Source organism: Streptomyces sp. CRN 30 (assembly GCF_034105845.1).
This window is the reverse complement of record NZ_JAVRHI010000159.1, coordinates 40,175-65,370: the sequence shown is the minus strand read 5'-3', so window position 1 is coordinate 65,370 and position 25,196 is coordinate 40,175. Positions and strand designations below refer to the sequence as shown.

15 protein-coding genes and 1 pseudogene are annotated in these 25,196 nt (G+C 74.5%); 5 read left to right on the top strand and 11 right to left on the bottom strand.

All coding sequences use genetic code 11. The features are described 5' to 3' along the window. Positions 1–10: 10 nt before the first annotated feature. The 4 genes and pseudogenes from UW392_RS15755 to UW392_RS15740 all read left to right on the top strand — a co-directional run bounded on the left by UW392_RS15755 (position 11) and on the right by UW392_RS15740 (position 9,572). On the top strand, positions 11–6,955 hold the full coding sequence (locus UW392_RS15755) for a non-ribosomal peptide synthetase (RefSeq protein ID WP_320775621.1): 6,945 nt from the start codon (positions 11–13) through the stop codon (positions 6,953–6,955). Positions 6,956–6,992: 37 nt separating this feature from the next. Then, the gene (locus tag UW392_RS15750) at positions 6,993–8,159 is read left to right on the top strand and encodes a thioesterase domain-containing protein (RefSeq protein WP_320775620.1); all 1,167 of its coding nucleotides are present in this window, start codon (positions 6,993–6,995) and stop codon (positions 8,157–8,159) included. Next, positions 8,156–8,521, top strand: a complete 366-nt coding sequence (locus UW392_RS15745; protein WP_320775619.1) for a hypothetical protein — start codon at positions 8,156–8,158, stop codon at positions 8,519–8,521. Before UW392_RS15750 ends, UW392_RS15745 begins: the two co-directional genes overlap by 4 nt. Before the next feature lie 147 nt (positions 8,522–8,668). Beyond that, a pseudogene (locus tag UW392_RS15740) lies at positions 8,669–9,572 on the top strand (phosphotransferase). A 37-nt stretch (positions 9,573–9,609) separates the two neighbouring features. Here UW392_RS15740 and UW392_RS15735 read toward each other — a convergent pair. Beyond that, a complete protein-coding gene (locus UW392_RS15735) occupies positions 9,610–10,254 on the bottom strand; it encodes a TetR/AcrR family transcriptional regulator (RefSeq protein WP_320775618.1) in 645 nt (214 codons plus the stop codon). A 295-nt stretch (positions 10,255–10,549) separates the two neighbouring features. On the opposite strand from UW392_RS15735, the gene UW392_RS15730 reads away from it, so the two are divergent. Then, positions 10,550–14,299: a S8 family serine peptidase gene (locus tag UW392_RS15730; protein WP_320775617.1), complete on the top strand. Its 3,750-nt coding sequence runs from the start codon at positions 10,550–10,552 to the stop codon at positions 14,297–14,299. 68 nt (positions 14,300–14,367) lie between these two features. Here the strand turns inward: UW392_RS15730 and UW392_RS15725 are convergent, their stop codons facing one another. From UW392_RS15725 to UW392_RS15680, 10 genes are all read right to left on the bottom strand, one after another. Then, positions 14,368–15,114, bottom strand: a complete 747-nt coding sequence (locus UW392_RS15725) for a methyltransferase domain-containing protein (protein ID WP_320775616.1) — start codon at positions 15,112–15,114, stop codon at positions 14,368–14,370. A gap of 170 nt (positions 15,115–15,284) precedes the next feature. After that, entirely contained in the window at positions 15,285–15,938 is a 654-nt protein-coding gene (locus UW392_RS15720) for a maleylpyruvate isomerase family mycothiol-dependent enzyme (RefSeq protein WP_320775615.1), read from the bottom strand. Between the two features lie 87 nt (positions 15,939–16,025). Continuing rightward, on the bottom strand, positions 16,026–16,931 hold the full coding sequence (locus tag UW392_RS15715; protein ID WP_320775614.1) for a squalene/phytoene synthase family protein: 906 nt from the start codon (positions 16,929–16,931) through the stop codon (positions 16,026–16,028). A 70-nt stretch (positions 16,932–17,001) separates the two neighbouring features. Beyond that, entirely contained in the window at positions 17,002–19,875 is a 2,874-nt protein-coding gene (locus tag UW392_RS15710) for a non-ribosomal peptide synthetase (RefSeq protein WP_320775613.1), read from the bottom strand. Positions 19,876–19,907: 32 nt separating this feature from the next. Beyond that, complete coding sequence (locus UW392_RS15705; RefSeq protein ID WP_320775612.1) at positions 19,908–20,732, bottom strand: SDR family oxidoreductase; 825 nt, start codon at positions 20,730–20,732, stop codon at positions 19,908–19,910. Beyond that, positions 20,729–21,448: a thioesterase II family protein gene (locus tag UW392_RS15700; protein ID WP_320775611.1), complete on the bottom strand. Its 720-nt coding sequence runs from the start codon at positions 21,446–21,448 to the stop codon at positions 20,729–20,731. The genes UW392_RS15705 and UW392_RS15700 overlap by 4 nt, the downstream gene beginning before the upstream one ends. A 36-nt stretch (positions 21,449–21,484) precedes the next feature. Continuing rightward, positions 21,485–22,252: a thioesterase II family protein gene (locus tag UW392_RS15695; protein WP_320775610.1), complete on the bottom strand. Its 768-nt coding sequence runs from the start codon at positions 22,250–22,252 to the stop codon at positions 21,485–21,487. Beyond that, the gene (locus tag UW392_RS15690) at positions 22,249–23,583 is read right to left on the bottom strand and encodes a pyridoxal phosphate-dependent aminotransferase (RefSeq protein WP_320775609.1); all 1,335 of its coding nucleotides are present in this window, start codon (positions 23,581–23,583) and stop codon (positions 22,249–22,251) included. Before UW392_RS15690 ends, UW392_RS15695 begins: the two co-directional genes overlap by 4 nt. After that, positions 23,580–24,929 (bottom strand): lysine 2,3-aminomutase, encoded by a 1,350-nt coding sequence (locus tag UW392_RS15685; RefSeq protein WP_320775674.1) that lies wholly within the window; start codon positions 24,927–24,929, stop codon positions 23,580–23,582. The genes UW392_RS15690 and UW392_RS15685 overlap by 4 nt, the downstream gene beginning before the upstream one ends. Positions 24,930–24,934: 5 nt before the next feature. Further along, complete coding sequence (locus UW392_RS15680) at positions 24,935–25,183, bottom strand: MbtH family protein (RefSeq protein ID WP_320775608.1); 249 nt, start codon at positions 25,181–25,183, stop codon at positions 24,935–24,937. Positions 25,184–25,196 lie beyond the last annotated feature (13 nt).

Genomic DNA, 25,196 nt, shown 5'->3' with positions numbered 1-25,196 from the left:
GGACGGGACGATGACGGACAACACGCTGGACCCGCGCATCGCCCTGGACTACTGGGCGAAAAAGCTCAGCAGCCGGGAGCGGTCGGACCTGCCCATGGCGCTCACCCCGTCGGGCCCCGCCGACGGCCGGACGTACACGTCGCTGACCGTGCCCGAGGAGGACCTGGCCTTCCTGCGCAAGGCCGCCCGGAACGACGTACCGGCCCAGACGGTCCTGTACGCCACCCTGTACCGCTTCCTGCTCGCGTACTGCTTCGGACCGGAGTCCGACGCGATCGCCGTGAGCGATCCCGCCCGCGACGCCGGGGTGCCCGTCTTCCGCACCGCCCCCTTCGACGAGGACGGGACCCTCAGGGACGCCATCGGCGTCACCCGCGCGGAGACCCGGGAGGGCCTGCCCTACCGCGCCTACCCGTGGGACGGCCTGCGCGACTGGCTCGACACCGAGGACGGCGCACTGGACACCGTCCGCTTCGGCCTGGTGTGCGGGAAGGAACCGGTCACCCATGCCTGGCTCGCGACCGGGACGGCCTGGTGGCTGAAGGTGCCGGTGGACGCGACCGACCGGGAGTTCGGCCTGTCCTTCGGCCCGGGGTGCGACGAACGGCTGGCCGTCCGGTTCCTGCGCCACTACACCGGACTCGTCCGCGACCTCAGGGACGGCCTCGACCTGCCGCTGCGCCGGGTCCCGATCCTCACCGGCCCCGAGACCGACCGGCTCACCGCCGCCCTGACCGGCCCGCCGCCGGAGCCCGGTCTCCCCCCGAGCCTCCTCGTCGACTTCCACCGGCAGGCCGCCGCCACCCCCGACGCCGTGGCGGTCGTCGACGCCGCCGGCACCCTCACCTACCGGCGGCTCGACGAACGCGCCAACCAACTCGCCCACCTGCTGCGCGACGCGCACGGCGTCGGCCGCGGGGACTTCGTCGGGATCGCGCTCCCCGACAGCGCCGACCTGGTCGTTGCGGTCCTGGCGGTGCTCAAGGCGGGCGCGGCGTACGTCCCGATCGACCTGCGCTACCCGGCGGACCGCCAGACCCTGCTGATCGAGCGGAGCCGCGCCGCCGCCGTCATCGTGCGCGCGCCCGCGGACCTCGCGGCGCCGCCGGCGAACACCGTCGCGCTGACCGGGCTCGCGGACCGGATCGCCGCGTGCCCGACGACCCGCCCCCCGGTGGACGTCCGCGCCGACGACAGCGTGTACGTCATCTTCACCTCCGGCTCCACCGGCACCCCGAAAGGCGTCGCGGTCGAGCACGGCGCCTTCCGCAACCTCCTGGCCTGGTACACCCGGGAGGTGTGCGCGGGAGAGCGGCCCCCCGCCTTCCTCCTCATCGCCCCGGTCAGCTTCGACCTCGCGCAGAAGAACCTGTTCGCCCCGCTGCTGTGCGGGGGGCGGCTGCACCTGCTGGGCGCGGCACTGGACGACTACTCCGCGATGGCCCGCTACATCGGCGAGCACGGCATCGAGGTGCTCAACTGCGCGCCGAGCGCGTTCTACCCGCTGCTGGAGTTCGGCGCCGCCGACCGGTTCCGCGCGCTCGCGCCGCTGCGGCACGTGGTGCTCGGCGGCGAACCGGTCGACGCCGCGAAACTCGACGCCTGGGTCCGGTCGCCCGCCTTCCGGGCGGCGGTCATGAACTCCTACGGCCCCACCGAGTTCACCGACGTCGTCAGCCATCACCGGCTCACCGCCGAGGACCTGCGGCCCGACGGCGGACCGGTACCCCTGGGCAGGCCGGTCGACGGCATCCGCCTGCTCGTCCTCACCCCGCGACAGCGGCTCTGCCCCCCGTACCTCGTCGGCGAGCTGTACCTCGGCGGCGCCGGCCTCTCCAAGGGGTACCTCGACGATCCCGAGGAGCAGGCGCGCCGCTTCGTCCGCCTCGACCCGGCCGAGACCGGTTTCGACGGCGTCCTCTACCGGACCGGCGACCTCGTCCGCTGCGACGCCGACGGCCGGCTGGAGTACGTGGGACGTGCCGACGACCAGATGAAGATCAACGGCTACCGGATCGCACCGGGCGAGGTCGAACGGGCGATCCGCGCCCTGGACGGCGTGCGCGACGTCGCCGTCTGCGCCAAACCGGTCAGGGGCGAGGAGGTCCTGGTCGCCTACGTCGTCTCGGACGACCCGATCGACCCGGGCGCGCTGCGGCGGCAGGCCGCCCGGAGCCTGCCGCCGTTCGCCGTGCCGACCTGGTTCAGCCGCCGGACGTCCTTCCCCCGCACCCCGAGCGGCAAGCTCGACAAACGGGCGCTGCCCGCACCGGACGGCGACGACGCGGCAGCCGGGCACGAGCCGCCCGCCACCCCCGCCGAGCGGCGGCTCGCCAGGCTCTGGGCGGAGCTGCTCGACCGCGAACGGGTGGGACGGCACGACGACTTCTTCGCGCTGGGCGGGCACAGCCTCACCGCCCTCCGGCTGCTCTCGCGCGTCTCACGGGACTTCGGTGCCGAACTGACCCTCGACACCGTCTTCACCCACTCCCGGCTGGACGACCTGGCCGTCGTCCTGGAGACCGCGGCCCCCGGCCGGTCCACGGACATCCGGCGGCTCGCCCCCGCCGACACCTACGAACTCTCCAACGCCCAGCACCGGCTCTGGCTGGCCTCCCAGTTCGACTCCGCGTCCCGGGCGTACAACCTCCACTCGGTCTACGAGGTCCACGGCGAGATCTCGCCCGAGCGGCTGGAAAGCGCCCTGCGAAGGGTCGTCGACAAACACGAGAGCCTGCGCACCGTGTTCCGCGCGGGCCCCGACGGCGACGTACGGCAGGTGATCCTTCCGGCGTCGGCGACGGGCTTCCGGCTGGAACGCGCCCCGTCGGCCGGGGACGACTTCCTCGCGGAGTTCGTGGCACGCCCCTTCGACCTCGCCCGGGGACCCCTCCTGCGGGCCGCCCTCACCGGGACAGCCGACGGCGGCCACGTCTTCGTCCTCGCCGTCCACCACAGCGTCTGCGACGCCTGGTCGCTGGGCGTGCTCGCGAGCGACCTGCTCAGGTTCTACGACCCCGTGCCCGCGGGACCGCCGACGACCGGACTGCCCGTGCAGTACAAGGACTACGCCGCCTGGCAGCGGGCCGGCCTGGCCTCCGCGGACCACGACGTCCACCGCCGCTTCTGGCGCGACACCCTCGCCGGCGTCGACACCGTCCCCCCGGCCGAACTCCCCGGCTGCCGGCCCCGCCCCGTCGTCAGGACCCACGACGGCGCGGTCGTCACCCACACCTTCCCCGCGCCCCTGCTCACCCGGATCGAGGAACTGGGCGCGCGGCACGGCCGCACCCTGTTCATGGTGCTGGTGGCCGCCCTCAAGGCGACACTGTTCCGGCAGAGCGGCCAGGCCGACATCACCCTCGGCACACCCGTCGCGGGCCGCGACCACGTCGACCTGGAAGGCCAGATCGGCTTCTACGTCAACACACTCCCGCTGCGCACCCGGCTCACGGCGGACGACACCTTCGAGACCCTTCTCGCCCGGGTCGGGCGGGGCGTCACCGCGGCGCTGGAGCACCGGGCCCACCCGTTCGACGCCATCGTCGACGACTTGGCGCCGCGCCGCGACCCCGGCCGCAACCCGGTGTTCGACCTGCTCGTCGTCCTGCAGAACGCCACCGAGAACCACGCCCTCGACCACATCGAGGGCCCCGGCCTCCGGCTGCGGCGCAGGCCCGCCCCGCGACGGTTCAGCAAGTTCGACGCGACCTTCGACTTCGCCGAGCGGGAAGAGGGAGCCGGACTCCGCCTCGAAGTGGAGTACAACACCGACCTCTACGACGAAGGAGACGTCCGCCGGTTCATCGGCGCGCTGGAGACGCTGCTCACCGAGGCATGCGACGATCCGGCACGCCCGCTCGCCCGGCTGCGCTGCGTGCCGGAGGCCGAACGGCGCCTCGTCCTGGACGGCTTCGGACGCGGCCGGACCGACCCGCACTGCCCGCCGTTCCTCACCCTGTTCGCCGAGCGGTGCGCGGCGTCGGCCGGCGATCCGGCGGTGCTGTACGGCGACGAGACGGTGTCCTACGCGGAACTGGACGCCCGGTCCGACCGGTTCGCGGGATTCCTCGCCGGAGAACTGCGCGTGCGTCCCGGGGACCGCGTCGCGATCCTCCTCGAACGGGACGACTGGCTGGTCGCCTGTCTGATCGGCGTGCTGAAGGCGGGCGCCGCCTACGTGCCGCTCGATCCGGCCTACCCCGAACGCCGGATCGAGTTCGTCCTGCGCGACTGCGGATGCGGAACAGTCGTGGACGCGACGGTCATGGAGCGGTTCCGGACGGGCCTCGGCTCCTGGCCCGCCGCCCCGGCCGTGACTCCGGCGCCGCGGTCCCTGGCCTACGTCATCTACACCTCCGGGTCGACCGGCGACCCGAAGGGCACCCGGATCACCCACGACAACCTCGCCGCCTTCCTCCGGTGGAGCCTGCGCGAGTTCGCCGCCACGGAGTTCGAGGTGGTCCTCGCCGCCACGTCCCTCTGCTTCGACCTGTCGGTCTTCGAGCTGTTCGCCACCCTGGCGGCCGGCCGGACCCTCCGTGTCGTCGAGTCGCCCGCGCACATCGGCGAGTGGCTCGGGGCGCACCGCCGGGTCCTTCTGAACACCGTCCCCTCGGTGATCATGGAACTGGTCCGCTCGGGCCACGACCTGTCCGGCGTCACGGCGGTCAACGTGGCCGGCGAACCCGCGCCGCCCGCGCTCCGCCGGGTCCTCGACCTCAGCCGCACCGAGGTCAGGAACCTGTACGGCCCCTCCGAGGACACCACCTACAGCACCGTCTACCGCTTCGACGACACCACCGCCGACGTCCCCGTCGGAAGGCCCGTCGACAACACCCGGCTCTACGTCCTCGACGCCGCCGGACAGCCGGCCGGCATCGGCGTGCCGGGGGAGATCCACCTGTCCGGCCGGTGCCTGAGCCCGGGATACGTCGACCGGCCCGACCTGGACGCCGAGGTGTTCGTCACCGAGCACCCGGAGTTCCCCGGCGAGCGGCTGTACCGCACCGGCGACCACGGCCGGTGGCGGCCCGACGGCAACCTCGTCTTCCTGGGCCGCCGCGACGCGCAGGTGAAGATCCGCGGGCGCCGCGTCGAACTCGGCGAGATCGAGACCGCCCTGGAACGCCTCCCCGGCGTCCGGCGGGCCGCCGTCCTGGTCACGGGGGAGGGGAGCACGGCCGAGCTGTACGCCTGCTACGTCGCGGACGGCCCCGCGGCGGAACCGGCCGACGTCCGGCGGGCGCTCGCCGCCGTCCTGCCGGGATACATGGTCCCGGCGCGGGCGGTCCGCCTGGCGGAGTTCCCGCTGCTGCCGAACGGCAAGGTGGACCGGCGGGCGCTGCACGCCCCGGGGACCACCCGGCCGGCGGCGGACGGCCCCGCGGCGGCACCCGGGAACGACCTCGAACGCCGGATGCTCGACATCTGGCGGACCGTCGTGGACGCCCCGGCCGCCGGCGTCGACGACTCCTACTTCGACCTGGGCGGCGACAGCCTCCGCGCAATGACCCTCGTCGCCCGCCTCAACGACGCACTCGGTACCGGACTCGGCATCAGCGACCTCTACCACCACCCCACCGTGCGCGCACTGGCGCGGCACACGCACCGGCACCCCCGGCACACCGCGGCCGCCCCGGCCTCCCCGGTGCCCCCCGAGGCACTGACCGCGACCGCGTACCCGATCACCCCGTCCCAGGCGGGCATCTACTACCTCCAGCGACTCGACCCGCGCGGCACCGCCTACAACATCCCGCTCTCCCTCGCCGTCCGCGGCCCGCTCGACGCGGCCCGCCTGCGCAAGGCCGTCGACGAACTGGTCCGGCGCCACGACGCCTTCCGTACCCGCTTCACCGTCCGCGACCGCCAAGTGGTCGGCCTGGTCGAACCCACCGCCGAGGTGCCGATCGTGCGCCAGGAGATCCGCGACGGCGAGGAGACCGACGTACTGCGCGGCTTCGTGCGGCCCTTCGACCTCTCGGAGGCGCCGCTGATGCGCGTCAAACTGGCCAGCCGCTCGGAGACGGAGCACCACCTCGTCATCGACGTCCACCACATCGTCTTCGACGGCGCGTCGGTCGCTCTGCTGCTGGACGAACTGGTGCGGCTCTACCTCGGCGGCGCCACCACCGAGCCACCCGGGCCGAGCTACGCCGCCCACGCGCTGCTCGCCGGCCGGGAGGACACCGCCGAGCGGGCCCGGCAGCGCGCCTACTGGCTCGGCAGGCTCGGCGGTGAACGGCCGCCCCCGGACCTGCCGTTCGACTTCCCCCGGGGCACCGTCCAGCGGTTCAGCGGCGACTACGTGGAGCTGTGGATCGACGCCGAGCGGCGGCAGCGGGTGGAGGCACTGGCCAGGGCGGCGGGGACGACGGTGTTCGCGGCGCTGTTCTCGCTGTTCGCGGGCGTGCTGGCACACCTCACCGGCCAGGACGACGTCACCCTGGGCATCCCGGTGGAGTGCAGGCGCGACGAACGGGTCCGGTCCACCATCGGGATGTTCGTGAACACCCTCGCCGTCCGGGTGTCCGTCGACCGCACCCGGCCGCCGCGGGAGTCGCTGACCGCCCACGCCGAGGAACTCTTCACGGCACTGGACCACCAGGAGTACCCGTTCGAGGCGCTGGTCCGCGACCTCGGCCTCCGGCAGGGCGGCGACCGCACCCCGCTGTTCGAGGTCATGTTCGCCTACTATCCCCGCCTCCCCGTCGAGGACCTGTTCCCCGGCGAGGACCTGACCGTCGAGCACTGCCGCGTCGACCGGCCCCGGATCAGCAAGTTCCCGCTGACCTTCCTGGCCGACGAGACCGAGGACGGCCTGCGGGTCAGCCTCAACTACGACAGCTCGCTGTTCAGGCGGGAGACGGCCGAGGCCATGGCGGCGGTGGTCCGCGCCGCCTTCGACCTGCTGTCGACCCCGGGGGAGCCCCCCTCGGCGCTCCCGCCCGTGTGACCGCCCCCTGACGAAGTCCGACCGCGAAGGGCAGACCATGCAGACCGAGGACGACGTACGGGCCACCGTCGGGAAACTGTGGTCCCGGGTCCTGGACCACGACCGGCTGGCCGGTGACACCGACTTCTTCGCGGCGGGCGGCAGTTCGCTCATGTCACTCGTCCTGCTGACGGAACTCAACGAAGCCTTCGACACCGAGTTGGAGATGGCGGAGCTCGCCGACTGCCGCACCATCGACCGCCAGTCCGCGGCCGTCTGGCAGCACCTCACCCGCGGGCGGTCCACGCCGGTCGACCGCTCCGCGGTCCTCGTACCGCTGACCCGGGCGGCCGCCGCCGACGCCCCCACGATCATCGCCGTCCACGACGTCAGCGGCGACGTCTACGGCTACACCGGGCTCGCCCGCGAACTCTCCGGCCGGGCCACCCTCCACGGCCTGAAACTGGCCCACGAACGCTTCGAGGCACCCCGCGCCCTGACGGTGACCGGCCTGGCGGAGGAGTACGTCACGGCGCTCGAAGCGGCGTTCGAGGCGCCCCGCCGGCTCGTGCTCCTGGGCTGGAGCCTGGGCGGCCTCATCGGCTTCGAGATGGCGAGACTCCTCGACCGGCGCGGCCGCCCGCTCGAACGCCTCGTCCTCGTGGACACCCCGTACGGCCTCGACCTGCCGAGCCCCGACGACGGAGAGTTCACCCCGGAACGCGAACGGGCCCTCCTGGACGGCTTCGCCCGGCCCGGCGACCCGCCGTACCCGCCGGACGCTTCGCTGGAGGAGCTGTGGCGAGCGGTCCGCGCCCGCCTCGACGGCCCGGCCAAGGAACACCTCACGGAGCGACTCCGCGCCGGCTTCCCGCTGATGAGCCGGGTGATCCCGCACCTCGGCAGCCTCAACGACCACGAGTTCGGCTGCTACGTCAACAGGTTCCGCTCCGTCTTCCGGGCCGGGCGGGGCCACCGGCCCGAAGGAACCATCACCACGCCCCTCGACCTGCTGACGGCGACCGGATCACGCACCTACGACCCCCGCTGGGCCGCCCGCACCTCGGCGGCCTTCCGGCGCCTGCCGGTGGACGGCGACCACTTCTCCGTCCTCGACCGCCGCTCGGCCCCGGCGACCGCCCGAGCGATCCTCGCCCCGGACACCCGGAGCGCCCCGCCGGCCCGCCCGTCGGCCGGCGGGCAGACAGAAGGGGTGGGGCCGTGAGCGGCCCGGACGGGGCGGCCGGCGACCGGAGTGAGCGGACCGTGTCCACGACCGTCGCCCAGGGCACCGCGGGCCTCGCGGCGACCGTGCGCGACCTCGAAGAACTGGCCCAGGAACTCCGCGCCCCACGCGCACGCCGCGTCCCGCCGGCGATCAGCGCCGCTTCCGACGCGCTCACCTGCGCGGCCCTCCTGCTCCGCGCCCAGCAGGACACCCCCGGAACCGACGTCACCCGCGCGGATCTGCTGCACGACGCGCTGGCCCTGGCCCGCAGCACCGTCGAGACCGTGAAGATCGCGTGCCGCGAGCACCGGGGGACGAGCACGGAAGGAGCGGGGGCACGAGCCGGCGTACGGGGGTGACGGCCGCGGCACGCATTCCCGCCCACGCCGGCATCCCGGGCCCACGGCACCCCGGCCCACGTCACCCCGGCACCGGGCCGGGCCGCCGTCGAACGGCAACGGATTCGCGGACCCGGGCCGCCCCACTCCCGCCTAGTGTTGCTCCGCATGAGCGACTCCGAGACCGTCATCATCACCCCGGAACTCGTCCACGCCTTGCTGCGGGAGCAGCACCCCGACCTCGCCGGGGCGCCCGTCCGCGAGGTGCCGGGCGGCTGGGGCAACCAGATGTGGCGCCTCGGGGACGGACTGGCCGTGCGCGTGCCCCGGCTGGCACAGGCCGCCAAGGCCCAGCTCAAGGAGCGCGCATGGCTGCCGCTCCTCGCCCCGCGGCTTGCCGCTCCCGGTGCCCGTCCCCGTACGCGACGGCGCGCCCTCCGCCCGCTTCCCGCGGCTGTGGACCGTCATGACCTGGGTGCCGGGCGAGCCGCTGGACCGTCACCCGCTCACCCGCGGCGACCACGCGGCCGACACCCTGGCGGACTTCCTCCGCGCCCTGCACGTGGAGGCACCCGCCGCCGCGCCCGACAGCACGGACCGCGGCGGCCACCCCAAGGAGTGCGCGGACGGCTTCGACCACTTCCTCCGGGCGGTCGCCCCCGGCGCCGGCCTCGCCGACGGCATCAGGGCCGTCTGGGACGACGCCGTCGCGGCCCCGGGGTGGGAGGGACCGCGGCTGTGGGTCCACGGTGACCTGCACCCCGCGAACGTCGTCGGCACGGACGGGACGCTCAGCGGAGTGGTCGACTTCGACTCCCTGTTCGCCGGCGACCCGGCCTGGGATCTCGCCGCCGCGTGGGTGGTCCTGCCCCAGGGCACCGCCGCACGCTTCTTCGACGCGTACGGGAAGGCGGACGGGGCGACGGTCCGCCGCGCCCGCGGACTGGCCGTCCTGAAGAGCCTCTTCCTCATGCTCATGGGCCAGAACGGCGACCGCGGCCTCCCCGGCGGCAAACCTGCGTGGGGCCCGGCGGGCCGGGCGGCGCTCGACCGGATCCTCGCGGAAGCCTGAGCCGCCACGGCCCGGCCGTCCCGACGGGAAGGGCCCGTCAGGACCCGTCCCCGCCCCGGCGCGGCGCGGGGGCGGCCGTGCGCAGCAGGCCGAGCGTCGTGTCGAGCGCCGCCTCCAGGTGGGCGATGCTCCCGGTGGACATCAGGATCGTCACCCCGCCCTGCACGGCGGCGAGGAGCGCGGCGGCCGTCCGGTCGGCGTCCAGCTCCGCGTCCAGTTCGCCGCCGTCCTGCATCCGCCGGACGCCGGTGCGCAGGGCCGCCTGCCACTGCTCGATCAACCGGCCCGTGAGCGCCTGCGAGGCCGGAGTGGCCTGGCCCAGCTCGGTCATCAGCACGCCCAGCGGACAGTTGACGCCCTGCCGCTCGTACCGCCGCACGACCGCGTCGCGCCACTCCTGCCACGCCGACCAGGTGCCCAGGTCACTGAGGTGCGGCTCCTGGTCCTCCAGGACCCGGTCCGCCTCGCGGGCGGCGACCGCCAGCAGCAGTTCCTCCTTGCCCCCGGGGAAGTAGTGGAAGATCTGGCTCTTGCTGGTTCCGGTACGGGCACGGACGTCGTCGAGTGTCGTCCCCGCGGCGCCCTGCTCGCGGATCTGCTCGGCGGCCCCCTCCACGATGCGGCGCCGGGTGGCCAGGCCCTTGGGGGTCAGACGCGGCGTGGTCGTTCCTCCGGCGGTCACAGGCCCTCCTCGCCGAGCTGCGGGTGTGCGGAGCCGTACGGACTCACCGGTCCACATTACGCGGTCGATCGCATGCAACCCGCCGACCCGGCGGACCTCCGCCGACCCCGCCCCACCGGACCCCGCGCCTCCGCCAACTCGTCTCTGTGTCCGCGGTGTTGCCGCGACGCTGCCACCGCGACGCGGTCTTCCCAAGATCGTCCGGCCCGGCATAGATTCCCGTCGGCCCGTACCTCATCGAAGTCGAGGGAATCCTGTGAGACACCACTCGCCCCGAAGACGGCACCGCCTGTTCGTGACGGCGGCCGTCCTCCTGGTCACGGCGGCGACCCCGCACGTGACCGCCGTCGCGGACACCTCGCCGTTCCGTGCCCCGGCGGACACCGGCACTGCCCCTTCTGACAACGTTGCCGAAGCCGACCGCGCCGCCGGCTCCGTCGTCACCCTCGTCACCGGCGACAAGGTGACCGTCGCCCCGGGCGCCGGCGACGGCCCCGGCACCATCACCGTGCAGGGACCCGACGGCGAACCCGTCGGAGCCCGCGTACGGACCGTGGGCGGCGACACCTACGTCTACCCCGACTCCGCCCGCTCCTACCTGGCCTCCGGCGCGCTGGACGACCGCCTCTTCAACGTCACCCGCCTCATCGCCGACGGCTACGACGACGCGCACACCGAACAGCTCCCGCTCATCGTCACCTACGGCGGCAAGGACGCCGCCGCCTCCACCCTGCGGGGGCGCGCCGTCGCCCTGCCGGGCGAGGTGACCGGCGTACGCCCGCTCACCAGCGTCAACGGAGTGGCCCTGGCCACCGACCGGACCGCCACCGGCGCCTTCTGGAACGCCCTGACCGGCACGGGAACGGGCACGGGCACGGAGGCGGACACCGGGACGGTCACCGACGCCGCGTTCGAGGGCGGCGTGGCCGAGGTGTGGCTCGACGGCAGGGCCGAGGCCGCCCTCAGCGACTCCGTCGCCCAGATCGGCGCCCCCGAGGCATGGTCGGGCGGCAACACCGGCAGCGGCGTCGACGTCGCGGTCCTCGACACCGGCTACGACCCCGGCCACCCCGACCTGAAGGACACCGTCGAGGACAGCGCCAGCTTCGTACCCGGCCAGGAGATCACCGACCGCAACGGCCACGGCACCCACGTCGCCTCCACCATCGCGGGCAGCGGCGCCGCCTCCGACGGCAAGGAGAAGGGCGTCGCCCCCGGCGCCCACCTCCACGTCGGCAAGGTCCTCTCCGACGAGGGCGTCGGCTACGACTCCTGGATCCTGGCCGGCATGGAGTGGGCCGCCCGGGACGAGCACGCCCGGGTGATCAGCATGAGCCTCGGCAGCAGCACGTACGCGGACGGCGAGACCGTACTCGCCCGTGCCGTCGACGAACTCAGCGCGGAGACAGGCGCGCTGTTCACCATCGCCGCCGGCAACGACGGCCCCGGCCCGGCGACCGTCCGCTCGCCCGGCACAGCCGACGCCGCGCTCACCGTCGGCGCCGTCGACTCCTCGGACAACCTCGCCGACTTCTCCAGCCGCGGCCCCCGCTACGGCGACGACGCCCTCAAGCCGGAGATCACCGCGCCCGGCGTCGACATCCTGGCCGCGCGCTCGCAGTACCTCAGCGGCGGCTCCGGGTACTACACCACCGCCAGCGGCACCTCCATGGCCACCCCGCACGTCGCGGGCGCCGCCGCCCTGGTCGCCGCCGCGCACCCCGACTGGACCGGCGAGCAGATCAAGGACGCCCTGATCACCACCGCCGATCGGACCCCCGCCATCGGCGCCGACGACGGCGGCAACGGACGCGTGGACGCGGCCGCCGCGGCCACCGCGACGCTCACGGCGACCGGCAAGATCGACGCCGGCATCCACTCGCCCGGCACGGACACCGGCACCGTACGGTCCGAGGCCACCTGGACCAACACCGGCGACCGGCCCGTCACCGTGGACCTCGCGGTGACCGCGCCCGACGCGCCCGACGGCGTCTTCACCGTCTCACCCGCCCGGATCGAGGTCCCCGCGGGGGGCACCGCGAGCGCCACCGTCACCACCGACCTCGACAAGGCCGGCACCGCGCAGCGCCGCACCGGACAGCTGACGGCCACCGCCGACGGCGCCGTGGCCACCCGCACCCTGCTCGGCGTCAGCACCCGCCAACAGCTCTTCCACGTCCGCACCGAGGTCACCGGCCGCTCCGGCGAGGCCACCGACGGCACCCTCACCTTCTACCGCGACGGCGACGAGTACGCGGGCACCTACCTCTACGGCGACGGCAGCTCCGACCTGCTGCTCCCGCCCGGCCGCTACACCGTCTACGCCGACTTCCGCGTCGAGGGCACCCACGGCGCGGCCTCGGCCGGCTACGCCCGCATGGTGGTCCCGCAGGTCGAGGTGACCGGCGACACCGACCTCGCGCTCGACGGCCGGAAACTCAAGGAGGTACGGGCCGTCACCCCGCGCAGGACGGAGACCTCCGCCCGGCGCCTGGACTACTACCGAGCCTTCGACAGCGGCGCCTCCGTCCTGGACAGCGCACTGATCGGCGACGGCTTCGACAGCATGTGGACGGCGGCCACGGCCGCGCCCCGCGACGGCGAGCAGTACCTCACCGCCCGCTGGCGCGACCAGGAACCGCTGCTCTCCGTCACCTCCGCCGGGCAGACGTTCGACGACCTGTGGATCATGCCCGGCTCGGCCAAACTCCCCGAGGACGACTACGACTTCGACGTCGTCCACCCGGGCGACGGCTTCGCTGAGGACTACGAGGACACCGACGCCGCCGGCAAGGCCGCCGTGGTGCGCTGGGACTCCGACGACGAGGACACCGCCGACGACCAGATCAGGGCCGCGCAGGCCGCGGGCGTCGAACTGCTGCTGTTCGTCAACGACCTCGACGGACGGCTGCGCGAGCCGATCATCAGGTCCACCATCGAGGTCGTGGGCCTCTCCCGTACCGACGGCGAACGGCTGATCGCCGCCGTCGACGCGGCGGCCGACGGCAGTGTTCTCCTGAAGGCCGCGTCGCGGCCCGACACCGACTATCTGTACGACCTGGTCCGCACCTGGAAGGGCCGCATACCCACCGACCCCGTCTACGCGCCCCGGACCTCGCAACTGGCCCGCGTGGAGACGTCGTTCAGCAACCCCACGGGCCGTGAGGTGTACGAGAACCGCTACGACGTCCACCCCTGGACCACCTACCAGGTGGGCACCGACCGGCTGAGCACGGCCGGCGCCCACCGTACCGACTACGTCACCACCGACACCGCCTTCTCCTGGACGGAGCAGGCGGAACTGCAAGGACTGGCCGACAGCTCCTCCGGGTCGGTCACCTACCCGGCGGGCCGGACGACGGACGCGGACTGGTTCGGCCCCGTGGTCCGGCCGCGCATCAACGACAGCGTCCGGCTGCCGGTCCGCACCGGTGACGAGTTCGACATCACCGTCCCCGCCTTCGGCGACTCCGGCGGCACCCACACCAACCACGTGCCGTTCGGCTCCGACACCTCCCAGGAGATGTCGCTGTACCGGGGCCGGACACTCGTCGCCGAGGGCGGCAACAGTCTCGCCGCGACGGTACCCGCCCGGAGCAGCGCCTACCGCCTGGTGCACACGGCGTCCCGCACCGCCACGGAGGCGTTCCCCTACTCGACCGACACCCGCACCGAGTGGACCTTCACCTCCGCGGCACCCCGCGGGACGGGCACCAGCGCCCGGCTGCCGCTGATCCAGGTCGACTACACGCTGCCCGTGTCCGAGACCGGCGAGGCGGACGCCGACGCCACGCTGATCGTCACCCCCCGGCACCTGAAGGGCGGTCCGGCCGCGGCACCGCGCACCGGCAAGGTGGAGCTGTCCTACGACGACGGCGCCACCTGGACCACGGCCCGCACGAGTGGCCGGGGCGACGGCGAGGTCCGCGTGACCCTGCGCGCCCCCGCCTCGGCCGAGTACCTCACCCTTCGGGTACACGCCGAGGACAGCCGCGGCAACACGGTGACGCAGACCGTGGTGCGGGCGGCGGGCCTCACCCACTGAGCACCCCCTGTCCACAGCCTGCCCGGCGGTCGAACCGACCGCCGGGCAGGCTCGTGTCGGCCGGACCGTCAGCGGCCCATCAGCGCGAAGACCCCCCAGCCGAGGTACTCGCGCTGGTACCGCGTGTAGCGGACGGGCTCGGTGGTGAGCTCGGCCCGCACCTCGGCGGCCAGCTCGTCCTCCGGGTTCCCGTCCAGCCAGCGGCGTAGGTTCAGCCACTGCGCCGCCCGGTACCGGTCCCAGCTGTCCTGATCGGCCAGGACCATCTCCACGACGTCGTACCCGAGCGTGCCGAACCGCTCGACCAGCTCCGGCAGCGGCAGGAAGTCCGCTTTGGCGCCGGCGTGGCAGGCGACGGCGGTCTCCTCGTCCGGGGCCTCCCGACGCCAGTACGGCTCACCGACCAGCATCAGGCCGCCCGGCCTGAGACTGCGGCCGAGCAGTTCGACGGTGCCGGCCAGGCCGTCCCCGATCCAGGTGGCGCCGACACACGCGGCGAGGTCGACCGGCTCGTCGGCGACGTGGCCGGCGGCGTCGCCGTGCACGAAGGAGACCCGGTCGGCGACACCGAGTTCCACGGCGCGGGCCCGCGCCTGCTCGGTGAAGACCGTGCTGATGTCGACCCCGGTCCCGGTGACGCCGTGGTCCCGGGCCCAGGTGCACAGCATCTCGCCCGACCCGCTGGCGAGGTCGAGGACCCGCGTGCCGGGCTCCAGGCGCAGCGCCCTGCCGAGGGCCGCGAGCTTGCCCGGGGTGAACGGGTTGTGGATGCGGTGGCTACTTTCGCGAACGGTGAAGATGCGTGGAAGATCCACGAGAGGTGTTCCTTCGGTTCGATGAGGTCAGGGCATTCCAAGGGGACAGCCGGCCGGAACCGGCCGTCGTCGCGCGGACCGTCATCAAGCACACCTCGTTCGTCGTACAGGGACGTCAGGGACGTCGATCTCGGCCAACGTAAGCGCTCCCGGAGCGCACTTCCACCGAATTACCGTCCCCGCAGCAGCTCCGCACCGTCACCGTCGAGATCGTCGCAGCAGGCCCCGCGACCGGTCATGGCCATCACCAGCGCCATGGTGGGACCGGACACCCGCGCACCGGAACCGGTCCGGAACGGGCCGTCGTCCGCGACGAGCTCCAGCCCGCCGATACGCCCCTTGGCGACGACCACGAGGTCGGTCCCGCTGTAGTACTCGGCCACACGTGTGACGACCTCGACCGGGTACGCGCGGCGGATGCCCAGCGGACGCCGGACGTCCTCCGCGTGCACGACCGTCTCGCCCAGCATGGCGACGGCGGGCAGGGGGGGCTTCGTCCGGCTCGGGACGGCCCGCCGGAACCGTTCCAGGGTCTCGCCCGCGTCGGCGCCGAGCTGCTCGGCCAGCCGCACGGCCACCTGCCGGTCGAAGTCGAACCGGCAGCGGATCACCCCGGCCAGCCAGCGCGCGGGGTTCAGGTTCGCGCCGGCGGTGAGGTGTGCCACCACCTCGCGCACCGTCAGCTCGTCGCACAGCGACGGCGTCGCCCACTCCTCGTCCGTCAGGCCCGCGAGATCGGCCGCCAGCGCCGCCCGCTCGGCGTGGATCAGCGGCCAGATCCCGGCCCCGCGCCGACGGTCCGCTCCCGGTTCCGGATCAGTCATGTGGGTCTGTCTCCCGTCCGCCGCCGTGTCGCACGGCGGCTTGTCCAAGGGCGTGTCCGGGAGTGAGACTCCCGGACCGGCGTGAAGTCATCGCTGCCGGGCGGCCTTCCTGCCGCGTGCCAGCGCCCGCACCGCTCCCGGCACGGGCGGGCCGGCCGCGCCGCTCAGCAGCCCGGTGCCGCGCCGGCGGGCCGCGTCCGCCGTGAGCAGCTCGATGTCGATGAGCGCACGCACCAGCGGCCGGCCGGCCGGGGCGGCGAGGGAGACCAGGCCCCGGCTCTCCAGCAGCGTGGCACGGGCCAGACCGGTCTGTTCGTCCACCAGCCGCCGCAGCCCCTCGGACGGGCGCCCCGCGGCCAGGTCGTCGGCCGGGACCGAGAACCGTTCGAGTGTCGCCGCCGGAATGCCCGTCCGCCCCTCGCGCAGGTCCTCGGCGAGGTCGTTGACGAAGTCGAGCCGCTGACTGCCGTCGATGAACGTCCGGCACGCCGCCCGGTAGGATCCGTCGTCGTCCTCCGGTTCCAGCAACGCGGCGACCAGCATGAAGCCCGGCAGCGAGTACGCGTCCACGTAGTCCTGGTAGTCGGCCTCGGTGGCGAACCCGTCGAACTCCAACTCGGCGACGGCCGTACGCAGATAGTCCTCCACGGTCCGCCGCAGCCGCGGGTACGCGCCCACGGTGTGCAGCAGCGCCCGGATCAGGGGTTCGTCGCTCGCACCGGACTCCAGCCCGGCACGTACCCGCCGCTGCCAGGACGCCCACGCCGCCTCGCGCCGCGGCCTCGGCCCGGTGTCCAGGAGGTTGTCACCGTGGTGCATCACGGCGGTCATCACCACCACGTGCGGCACCACCTCGGACGGCAGCAGCAGCCGTACCGCCAGATAGGCGGTACGGCGGAACCGCGCCACCGTCCGCCGCTGCGCACCGTAGTCCCGGCGCAGCTCCGGATCGGTGATCCCCGCCGCGGCCAGGCTTCTGTTCCACGCGCTCATCCGGTGATCGTAGACGGGCCCCGCGCGAGGAGCCGCGCCGCCACGGGTCGCGACGTGCCGCCGCCGCCCGTCAACCGCCCTTCTCCGGGCCGGTGATGAGCCGTACGAACCGCGCGGGTGTGGAGTTGCGGTAGAACTGCCGCACCGACGCCGACGGCAGCCGGGCCTCGCGCATCTCCTCCAGCGCGCGCACCACCAGGAGCGAGTTGCCCCCCAGCTCGAAGAAGTTGTCGTCCGGACGCACCTCGGTGCCGAGCAGCCGGCTCCAGACGCGCAGGACGGTGCCGGTGACGTCGTCCGCCGGAGAGGACCCGCCGTCGGCCGGGGAGGACCCGTCGTCGGCCGCGGGCCGCGGCGGGGCGGGGAGCCGGGCGACGTCCACCTTGCCGTTGGCGGTCAGCGGGATCGAGGCCAGTGCCGTCAGGGTCGCCGGGACCATGTGGCCGGGCAGGAACCGCCCGGCGCCCGCGAGGACCCGGCCGGGATCGGCGGACGCGTCGAGCACCCCGTACGCGTCGATCCTGCCGCTCTCCGGCGCACCGGGACCGCCGCCGCGCACCACCACCGCCGCCTCGTGGACGGCGGGGTCCGCCAGCAGCACCGCGCGGATCTCCTCCGGTTCGACGCGGTGGCCCCTGAGCTGCACCTGCTCGTCGAGCCGTCCCAGGTGGTCCAGTTGCCCGTCGGGACGCAGCCGCCCCAGGTCCCCGCTGCGGTAGACCCGTTCACCGGTGAGCGGGTCCACGGCGAACCGTTCGGCCGTGAGGTCCGGGCGCCGCAGATAGCCGTCGGCCAGCCCCGCCCCGCCCACCCACACCTCGCCCGCCGGGCCCGGCGGGAGGAGCCGCCCCGACGGGTCACGGACCGACACGGACCAGCCGGGCAGCGCGCGCCCCACGGAACGGGAGCCCTCCGCGGCATCGCGCGGCGTCACCGTCCGCGCCGTCACGTGCACCGTGGTCTCGGTGATGCCGAACATGTTGACCACCCGGCACCGGCCCGGTGACCGGCGGGCGAACCAGGGCGCCAGCGCGGCCGTGGAGAGGGGTTCGCCGCCCAGCACCACGAGCCGCAGGGCCAGCCGGCCGGCGGAGCGGGCGTCGGCGCGGACCAGCGGCGCGAACGCCGACGGTGTCTGGCTCACCACGGTGACCTGCCGCGCGGCCAGCAGGGCACGGAACTCCTCGGGGTCCCGGGTGACCCAGTACGGCACGACCACCAGCGTGCCGCCGGTGAGCAGACAGCCCCAGATCTCCCACACGGAGAAGTCGAAGGCGCTGGAGTGGAAGAGCGTCCACACGTCGTCGGGGCAGAGCCCGAGGCCGGGGGCCGTCGCCCGCACCAGGGCGCCGACCGCGCGGTGCGGCACCACGGCACCCTTGGGCCGTCCGGTCGACCCCGACGTGTAGACGACATAGGCCGCCGCGTCCGCGTCCGCCGCCCCGGGCTCGGGCGGCGCACCGGCGGCCCCGCCGGCGGCGGACAGTTCCTCCGGGCTCACGGTCGTCACGCCGTCCACCGGCGGGAACGCCCCGGCGGAAGCGATGACGGCCGTCAGCCCCGCGTCCTCGGCGGTGCGGCGCAGGCGCTCCGGCGGATGGCGCACGTCCATCGGCACGTACGCGCACCCCGCCTTCAGCACCGCGAGGAGGGACGGCACGAGCGCGGCGCCGCGCTCCAGGCACACACCGACCCGGGTCCCGGGGGCGGCCCCGAGGGCGCGCAGGCCCGCGGCCAGCCGCCCGGCCCACGCGTCCAGCGCGCCGTACGACACCTCCCGTCCGTCGGCCACGAGTGCCGTGGCGTCCGGGCGGCGGCGGGCGACGTCCTCGAAGAGGCTCTCGATCCGCCCGGCCGGCCCGGGTGGTACGGGAATCCCGGCACCCCCCAGGCGCAGGACGTCCCGTGCCTCGCCGGGCGTCATGAGCTCCACACCCGCCAGGGGTTCCGCGAGGGACATCGTGGCGAACCGCGTCGCGGCGTGCGCGATGTGCGCGCAGAACCGCTCGGCGACCGCCGGGGCCACCGTCCCCTCGTCGAAGTGGCACTCGCCGACGACCGTGCCGTCGTCCGCCCCGGGCCACACGTGGAGAGTGAGCGGGAAGACCGGCGCCAGACAGGGGAGATAACGGGCCCCGCCGGTCGCGCGGCGCCCGGTGACGACGCCGACGACGGGTGTCTCCCGCGTCGGCACGGGAGGCGCCCCGAATGCCGTGAGGTGCACGGCCGTCGCGCGTTCCTCCTCGACCACGCCCCGGTGCGCCGACCGCCGGTCCCCGTCCCCGAGCCGGCCGACGGACACCGTGCCCCGGTGCCCGTAGCGGGACAGCACCAGGGCGACGGCGCCGACGAGCAGCCGGTCGTCCGTCCCCGCCGCGCGCGGCAGCGTGAACCGGACGCAGCCGGTCGTGCCGGCGCGTCCGGGAACACCCAGTCCCCACTCCACACCGGGCGGCCCGTCGGGAACCGCCGCCGTACCGGACACCGACACCTCCGGCGCCCCTCCCTCCGGCGCCGCCTCTTTTTCTGACCATGCTTCCTCCGACCAGGCTTCCCCCGGCCACGCCGCCTGCGGCCCGTCCAGCAGCAGTTCGGCCAGGCCGTGCAGGGCCGCGTACGGCACCACCGACCGGACGGCGACCAGCACCAGGTCGGCCACTCCGTCGGCGTACGACACCACGACGGCCCGCAGCGGAAGACGGCCGGGGGCGACGGGGCGCAGCGCCTCCGCCCGTACCCGGCCCCGGGACAGCGCGTCCGCGTGGCCCGCCGGGACGGCGCAGTGCCACAGGCGCAGCCCCGCGAGGCCGGCCCGGTGGACGGCACCCTCCGCGAGGTGACGGTCCATCCGTGCCGGGTCGAGCGGGCCGCGTACCCGCGTGACCAGGCTGTGGCAGGCCGCCGCCGGTCCGTCGGTGCCGGTGACGGTCGTCGTGTCGGGCATGGGCACCTCCCGGTGCGTGCGCGGGCCGGCGGTCAGCGGGCGGTGTAACCGCCGTCCACGGTGAGGACGCTGCCCGTGACGTGCCGCGAGTCGTCACCGGCCAGCCATACGGCGGCCCCGGCGACCGCGGCGGGCTCGACCAGCGCGTTGTCCGGCTGTCCCTGGAGGAAGACGTCGGTGTGTTCCTCCGGCGCGACACCGAGGGAGCGGGCGATCTCGGCGAGCATGCGGCCCTCGCCGACGGGGTCGTCGCGGACGGACCCCGGGCACAGCGCGTTGACCCGTACCCGGAACGGCGCGTAGTCCAGGGCCGCGGCCCTGGTGAGTCCGATCAGGCCGTGCTTGGCGGTGACGTAGGCGGCGAAGTGGCGGTAGCCGACCAGGCCCGCGGTCGACGACACGTTGATGACGCTGCCCCGCCGCCGTCGCACCATCGACGGCGCCACCGCACGGATCATGCGCCAGGCCCCGCTCAGGTCGATGTCCAGCATCAGCGCCCACTCCGCCTCCTCGACCTCGTGCACCGGCCGGCCCGAGGGCGCGGCGATGCCCGCGTTGTTGAGGAGCACGTCCACCGTGCCGAACCGGTCGAGTGCCCCGTCCACCACGGCCCGGATCCGTGCGGTGTCCCGCACGTCGACGGCCTCGCTCACGACGGCGGCCCCGCCGGCCCGGCACAGGTCGGCTGTGTGCTCCAGCTGGGCGCCGGAACCGAGCGGGTACGGAACCCCCGCCACGTCCCCGGCGACGTCGAGGAGCACCAGGTCGGCGCCCTCCTCGGCGAACCGGACGGCGCACGCCCGCCCCAGCCCCCGGGCCGCGCCCGTCACCAGGACCGTCCTGCCCTTGAGACTCATGCCGTGCTCCCCTCCCGGCACGCGTCGGCGACGCCGCGCAGCACCGGCACGGGCGAGTCGGCCAGGTACATGTGACCACCGGGCAACTCGGTGTACCCGAAGGGACCCGTGGTGGCCGCCCGCCAGGCCCGAGCCTCCTCCCGGCCCACGAGCGTGTCGCGGTCCCCGCGCAGCGAGGTGACCGGCACCGTCAACGGCACCTCGCGGGACGGCCGGTACCCCTCGTGCATCGCGACATCGGCGCGCAACTGCGGCAGGAGCAGCTCACGCAGCTCCGGATCGTCGAACGCCTCGTGCCGGTACCCGGCGAACCCCTCCACCCGGCGCAGGAACGCGTCGTCGCCGAGCCCGGTGATCCGCTCCCGGCGGGCGACCCACGGCGGCGGCGAGCCGCTGACGAAGAGATGACACAGCCCGGAGTGGCCCTCCTCCTCCAGCCGCCCCGCCACCTCGTAGGCCAGCACCGCGCCGAGACTGTGGCCGAACAGCGCGATCCGCCCCCCGGACCGGGCGGCCCCGGCGGCCCGGGGGACGAGCGCGCGCACGGCGTCGGCGGCGTCGGTGAACGGGTCGAGGTGGAACTGCTCCTCACGGCCGGGCAGTTGCAGCGCGACGACCTCGACGGCGGGCGACGGCGCGGTCCGCCAGGCACGGAAGAAGCCGGCGCCGCCCCCGGCGAAGGGCAGACAGACGAGGGAGACCGGGTCGGGAGACATACGTCCTCACACTCCACGGTGGTGGTCGGCAGGGGATCAGCGCAGGACACCGCAGAGCATCGCGGCGTCCGTGACCAGATGGGCGACCCGCGCGCCGCTGGTGTCGCAGAAGAGGTGCCCGCCGGGCACGGCGGCCGAGGTGAAGGCACCGGTGGTGAACCGGTTCCAGGACTCCATGCCGGCCGCGTCGGCCTTCGGGTCCCCGGTGCCGTGCAGCGCCAGCACCGGACCGGTGAGGGCCCCTTCGCGCAGGTACTGCCGGTCCGCCGCGAGCAGCGCGTCGGCGCGCAGGCACGGCATGACCAGCTCCAGCAGTTCCGGTTCCGCCAGCAGCAGGGCCTCGTCGACGCCCCCGGTCCAGCGGAACGCCGCGAGCACCTCCTCGTCGGACGACGCCCCGGTCAGGGCGGGCGCCGAGGGATCGGTCACCGGATCGCTCCATTCCGGTGTGCGCGCGGCCACGACCAGCAGCGACGGCGCGGACATCGCGGGGAACACCTCCTGGGCCACGTGCGCGGCCAGGGTCGCGCCCAGACTGTGCCCGTAGAAGGCCAGCGGACCCCCGGTCAACGGCCGTACCGCCTCCACCAGTTCGTCGACCTGCTGCTTGAGTTCCGTCCCGGGGGACACCTCGAAGCGGCCCTCCCGGCCGCCGAGGTGCGCGGCCCACACGCCCGCGCGGCCCGACAGCGTGCCGGGCCAGGTGCGGAAGACACTCGGCCCGCCGCCCGCGTACGGGAAGCAGACGACGTTGCCGCCCGCCGGGGGCGGACCGGACAGCCGCTTGAGAGGCGGGGCGTTCACATCGACTCCCGGCGTTCGGTACGGGACCGCGGAGCGCACCCGGTCAGCTCCGCGAGGGCCGCGTCCAGCACGTTGAGGTGGGCGGCGATCCAGGGCAGCCGGAGCGGATCGGGGGCGGCGAGCGCCGCGGCCTGCTCCTCCTCGCTCTCGCCGTACAGCAGACTCGTGGCGGCCCGGAACCGCAGACCGCCGTCGGTGTCCCCGAAGTGGTGCCCGCCGAGCACGGCCACCCCCGTCCGTTCGAGCAGGAACCGCTGGAGGGACGCCGAGTCCCGCACCCCGTGCCGCGCGATCCGCGCCCGCAGCGGCTCGAAGTCCGGGTACACGTAGAACCCGGCACTGGGCGGGCGGCACACCGCCCCGTGGGACACCACGACGCGGTGCGCCTCGGCGGCGACGGCGCCGTGCAGCCGGGCGGAGGCCGCCAGCCGCTCGCGCACCGGCGCCGGTTCGGCCAGCGCGTAGGCCGCCACCTCCTGCATCGGACCGGCCGGTGTCGACCACACCTCGCTCGCCACCGACAGCACCCGGCCGTGCAGCCGGCGCCCCCACACACTGTCCGGGAACCGGGCGAACCCGATCCGCCAGCCGCCCAGCGCCAGGCTCTTGCTGAGCCCGGTGAGGACCACCGTGCGCTCCGGCGCCACCGCGGCGGGGCTGAGGAAGGGCACATCCGGGCGGTGCGGAAGGTCGCGGTAGATCTCGTCGGAGAGGATCGTCACCCCCTCGTCACGGGCCAGCGCGCACACCTCCCGCACCAGCTCCGGCGGGGCCGTGGTGCCCGTCGGGTTGTCCGGCAGGGTCAGCACCAGCGTGCCCGCCCGGCGGCCCCGGCGACGTGCCTTGCGCAGCGCGGTGCGCAGCGCCTCGGGCTCCGGCACACCGCCCCACCGGTCGGGGACCGGCAGCCGGTGCACGCGCCGCCGGAACAGCTCGGCCTGCGGCGCGTACGTCACCCAGCTCGGGTTCGGCAGCAGCACATCGCCGTCGAGGGCCGCGAAGAGCGCCGCGAGCAGCGGCTTCGAGCCCGGCGCCAGCACCGTCTGTCCGGGCCGGGTCTCAAGCCCCCGGCGGGTGAAGTAACCGGCCGCGCTGCGGCGGACCGCCCCGTCACCGCCGACCGCGCCGTACGCGGTGCGCCGCGCGCCGTACGTCAGCCGCCGCACCAGCTCGGGCAGGACCGGCAGCCGCGCCTCACCGAAACCCAGGTGCAGCACCGACTGCCCGGCCGACCGCCGCTCGGCGACCGTCCGGTCCAGCGCCAGATTGGGGGAGACCCGCCAGGAACGGGCCGCGCGCCCGTCGTCCACTCCGTCCTCCCGCTCGCTCATCGGTCCTCCCCGGGGCCGGCCGCGGTGTCGCCGCGCAGGGCGGCGGCGATGTCCGGCGGGACCGTCGCCCCGTCCAGGGCCAGTCCGTCGACCCACGCCGCGCTGTCGCTGTACGGCACGAGGAACGGGCGGCCCGTCAGCGCCGGATCACGCGCCTGCACCAGCCGGCACTGGAAGAACCGGCCCTGGGGCAGCTCCAGTTCACCGTCGATCATGATCTTCCCGGCGGCGGCCGACAGCACGGGCCCCCGGACCGTCCTGGCCAGCCCGGGGGACTGCCGGTACGCCTCCCGGAAGAGACGCGCGGCACGCGCCAGCGGAACCTCGAAGTAGCGGTGCGGACCGGTGTCGCGCGCCACGAACATGTAGTACGGCACCGCGCCCGCCGCGCTCTCCGCCCGCCACAGGTCCCGCCACGCGGCGACGCTGTCGTTGACGTGCGCGATGAGCGGCGCCTGGCAGTAGACCACCGCCCCGGTGGACCGGACGCGCGCGAGGGCACGGCGGGCGGTGTCGGTGGACAGCTCCCGGGCGTGGCTGAAGTGCGCCATCACGGCCAGCGTCCGGCCGGTCGCCGTCACCCGCTCGAAGAACCTGAGCACCTCGTCGCCGTCCCGGTCGGTGACGAAACGCCCCGGCCAGTACGCCACCGCCTTGGTGCCCAGGCGCAGGGTGCGCACCGACTCGACGCCGAGGAACGGCTCCAGATGCCGGCGCAGCAGCGCGGCCGACATCATCAGCGGGTCGCCGCCCGTCACCAGCACGTCGCTGACCTCCGGCCGGCCCCGCAGATAGGCGACGAGCCGGTCTGGGCCCCGGGCGGCGAAGCGCAGGTCCTCCTCGTCGACGAACTGCGCCCACCGGAAGCAGTACGTGCAGTACGCGTGACAGCTCTGCCCCTGCGCGGGGAAGTACAGCACCGTCTCGCGGTACTTGTGCTGGACGCCCGCCAGCGCGGTGCCGTCCAGACGGGGGACGTTGAGTTCCCGCTGGCCGCCGGGGTGGGGGTTGAGGCTCTCCCGGACGCGGCGGACCGTCTCCCGGCGCACGGGGTCCGACGCCGCGCGCCCGACGACACGGTCCAGGGCGCGTTCCCCGGCCGCGGGCAGCATCCCGCGCTGCGGGAAGACCAGTTGGAAGACCGGGTCGTCGGGGATGTCGGACCAGTCGATCAGCTCGGACAGGACGTACTCGTTGACCCGGAAGGGCAGCACCATGGAGAACCGCTCGACGGTCGCCCGGACGCTCTCGGGCAGGCCGTGGCGGGCGGCGATCCGGTCCAGCTGTCCGGGCCCGTACGCACGGTAGGGCGCGGCCCGGTCCGGGCGGGCGGTGACGGTCTCCACGGGGCTCAGCCCCCGGCCGGCCGGCGCGCGCTGCGGGGAGTCAGATCCGTCCACACCTCGTCGATGTGGTGCAGGCACTCCCGGCTGCTGCCCTCGAACCCGTCCGGCGTCCACCCCGCGGGCAGGCTTTTGGAGACCGGCCAGAGGGAGTACTGCTCCTCGTCGTTGACCACCACGGCGTACCGGTCGAACGGCTCCTGACCGGCACCGTCGTCCGTGCGTACTTCCGTGCCCGCGTCCGTGCGCGCGTCCATGTGTGGCTCCATC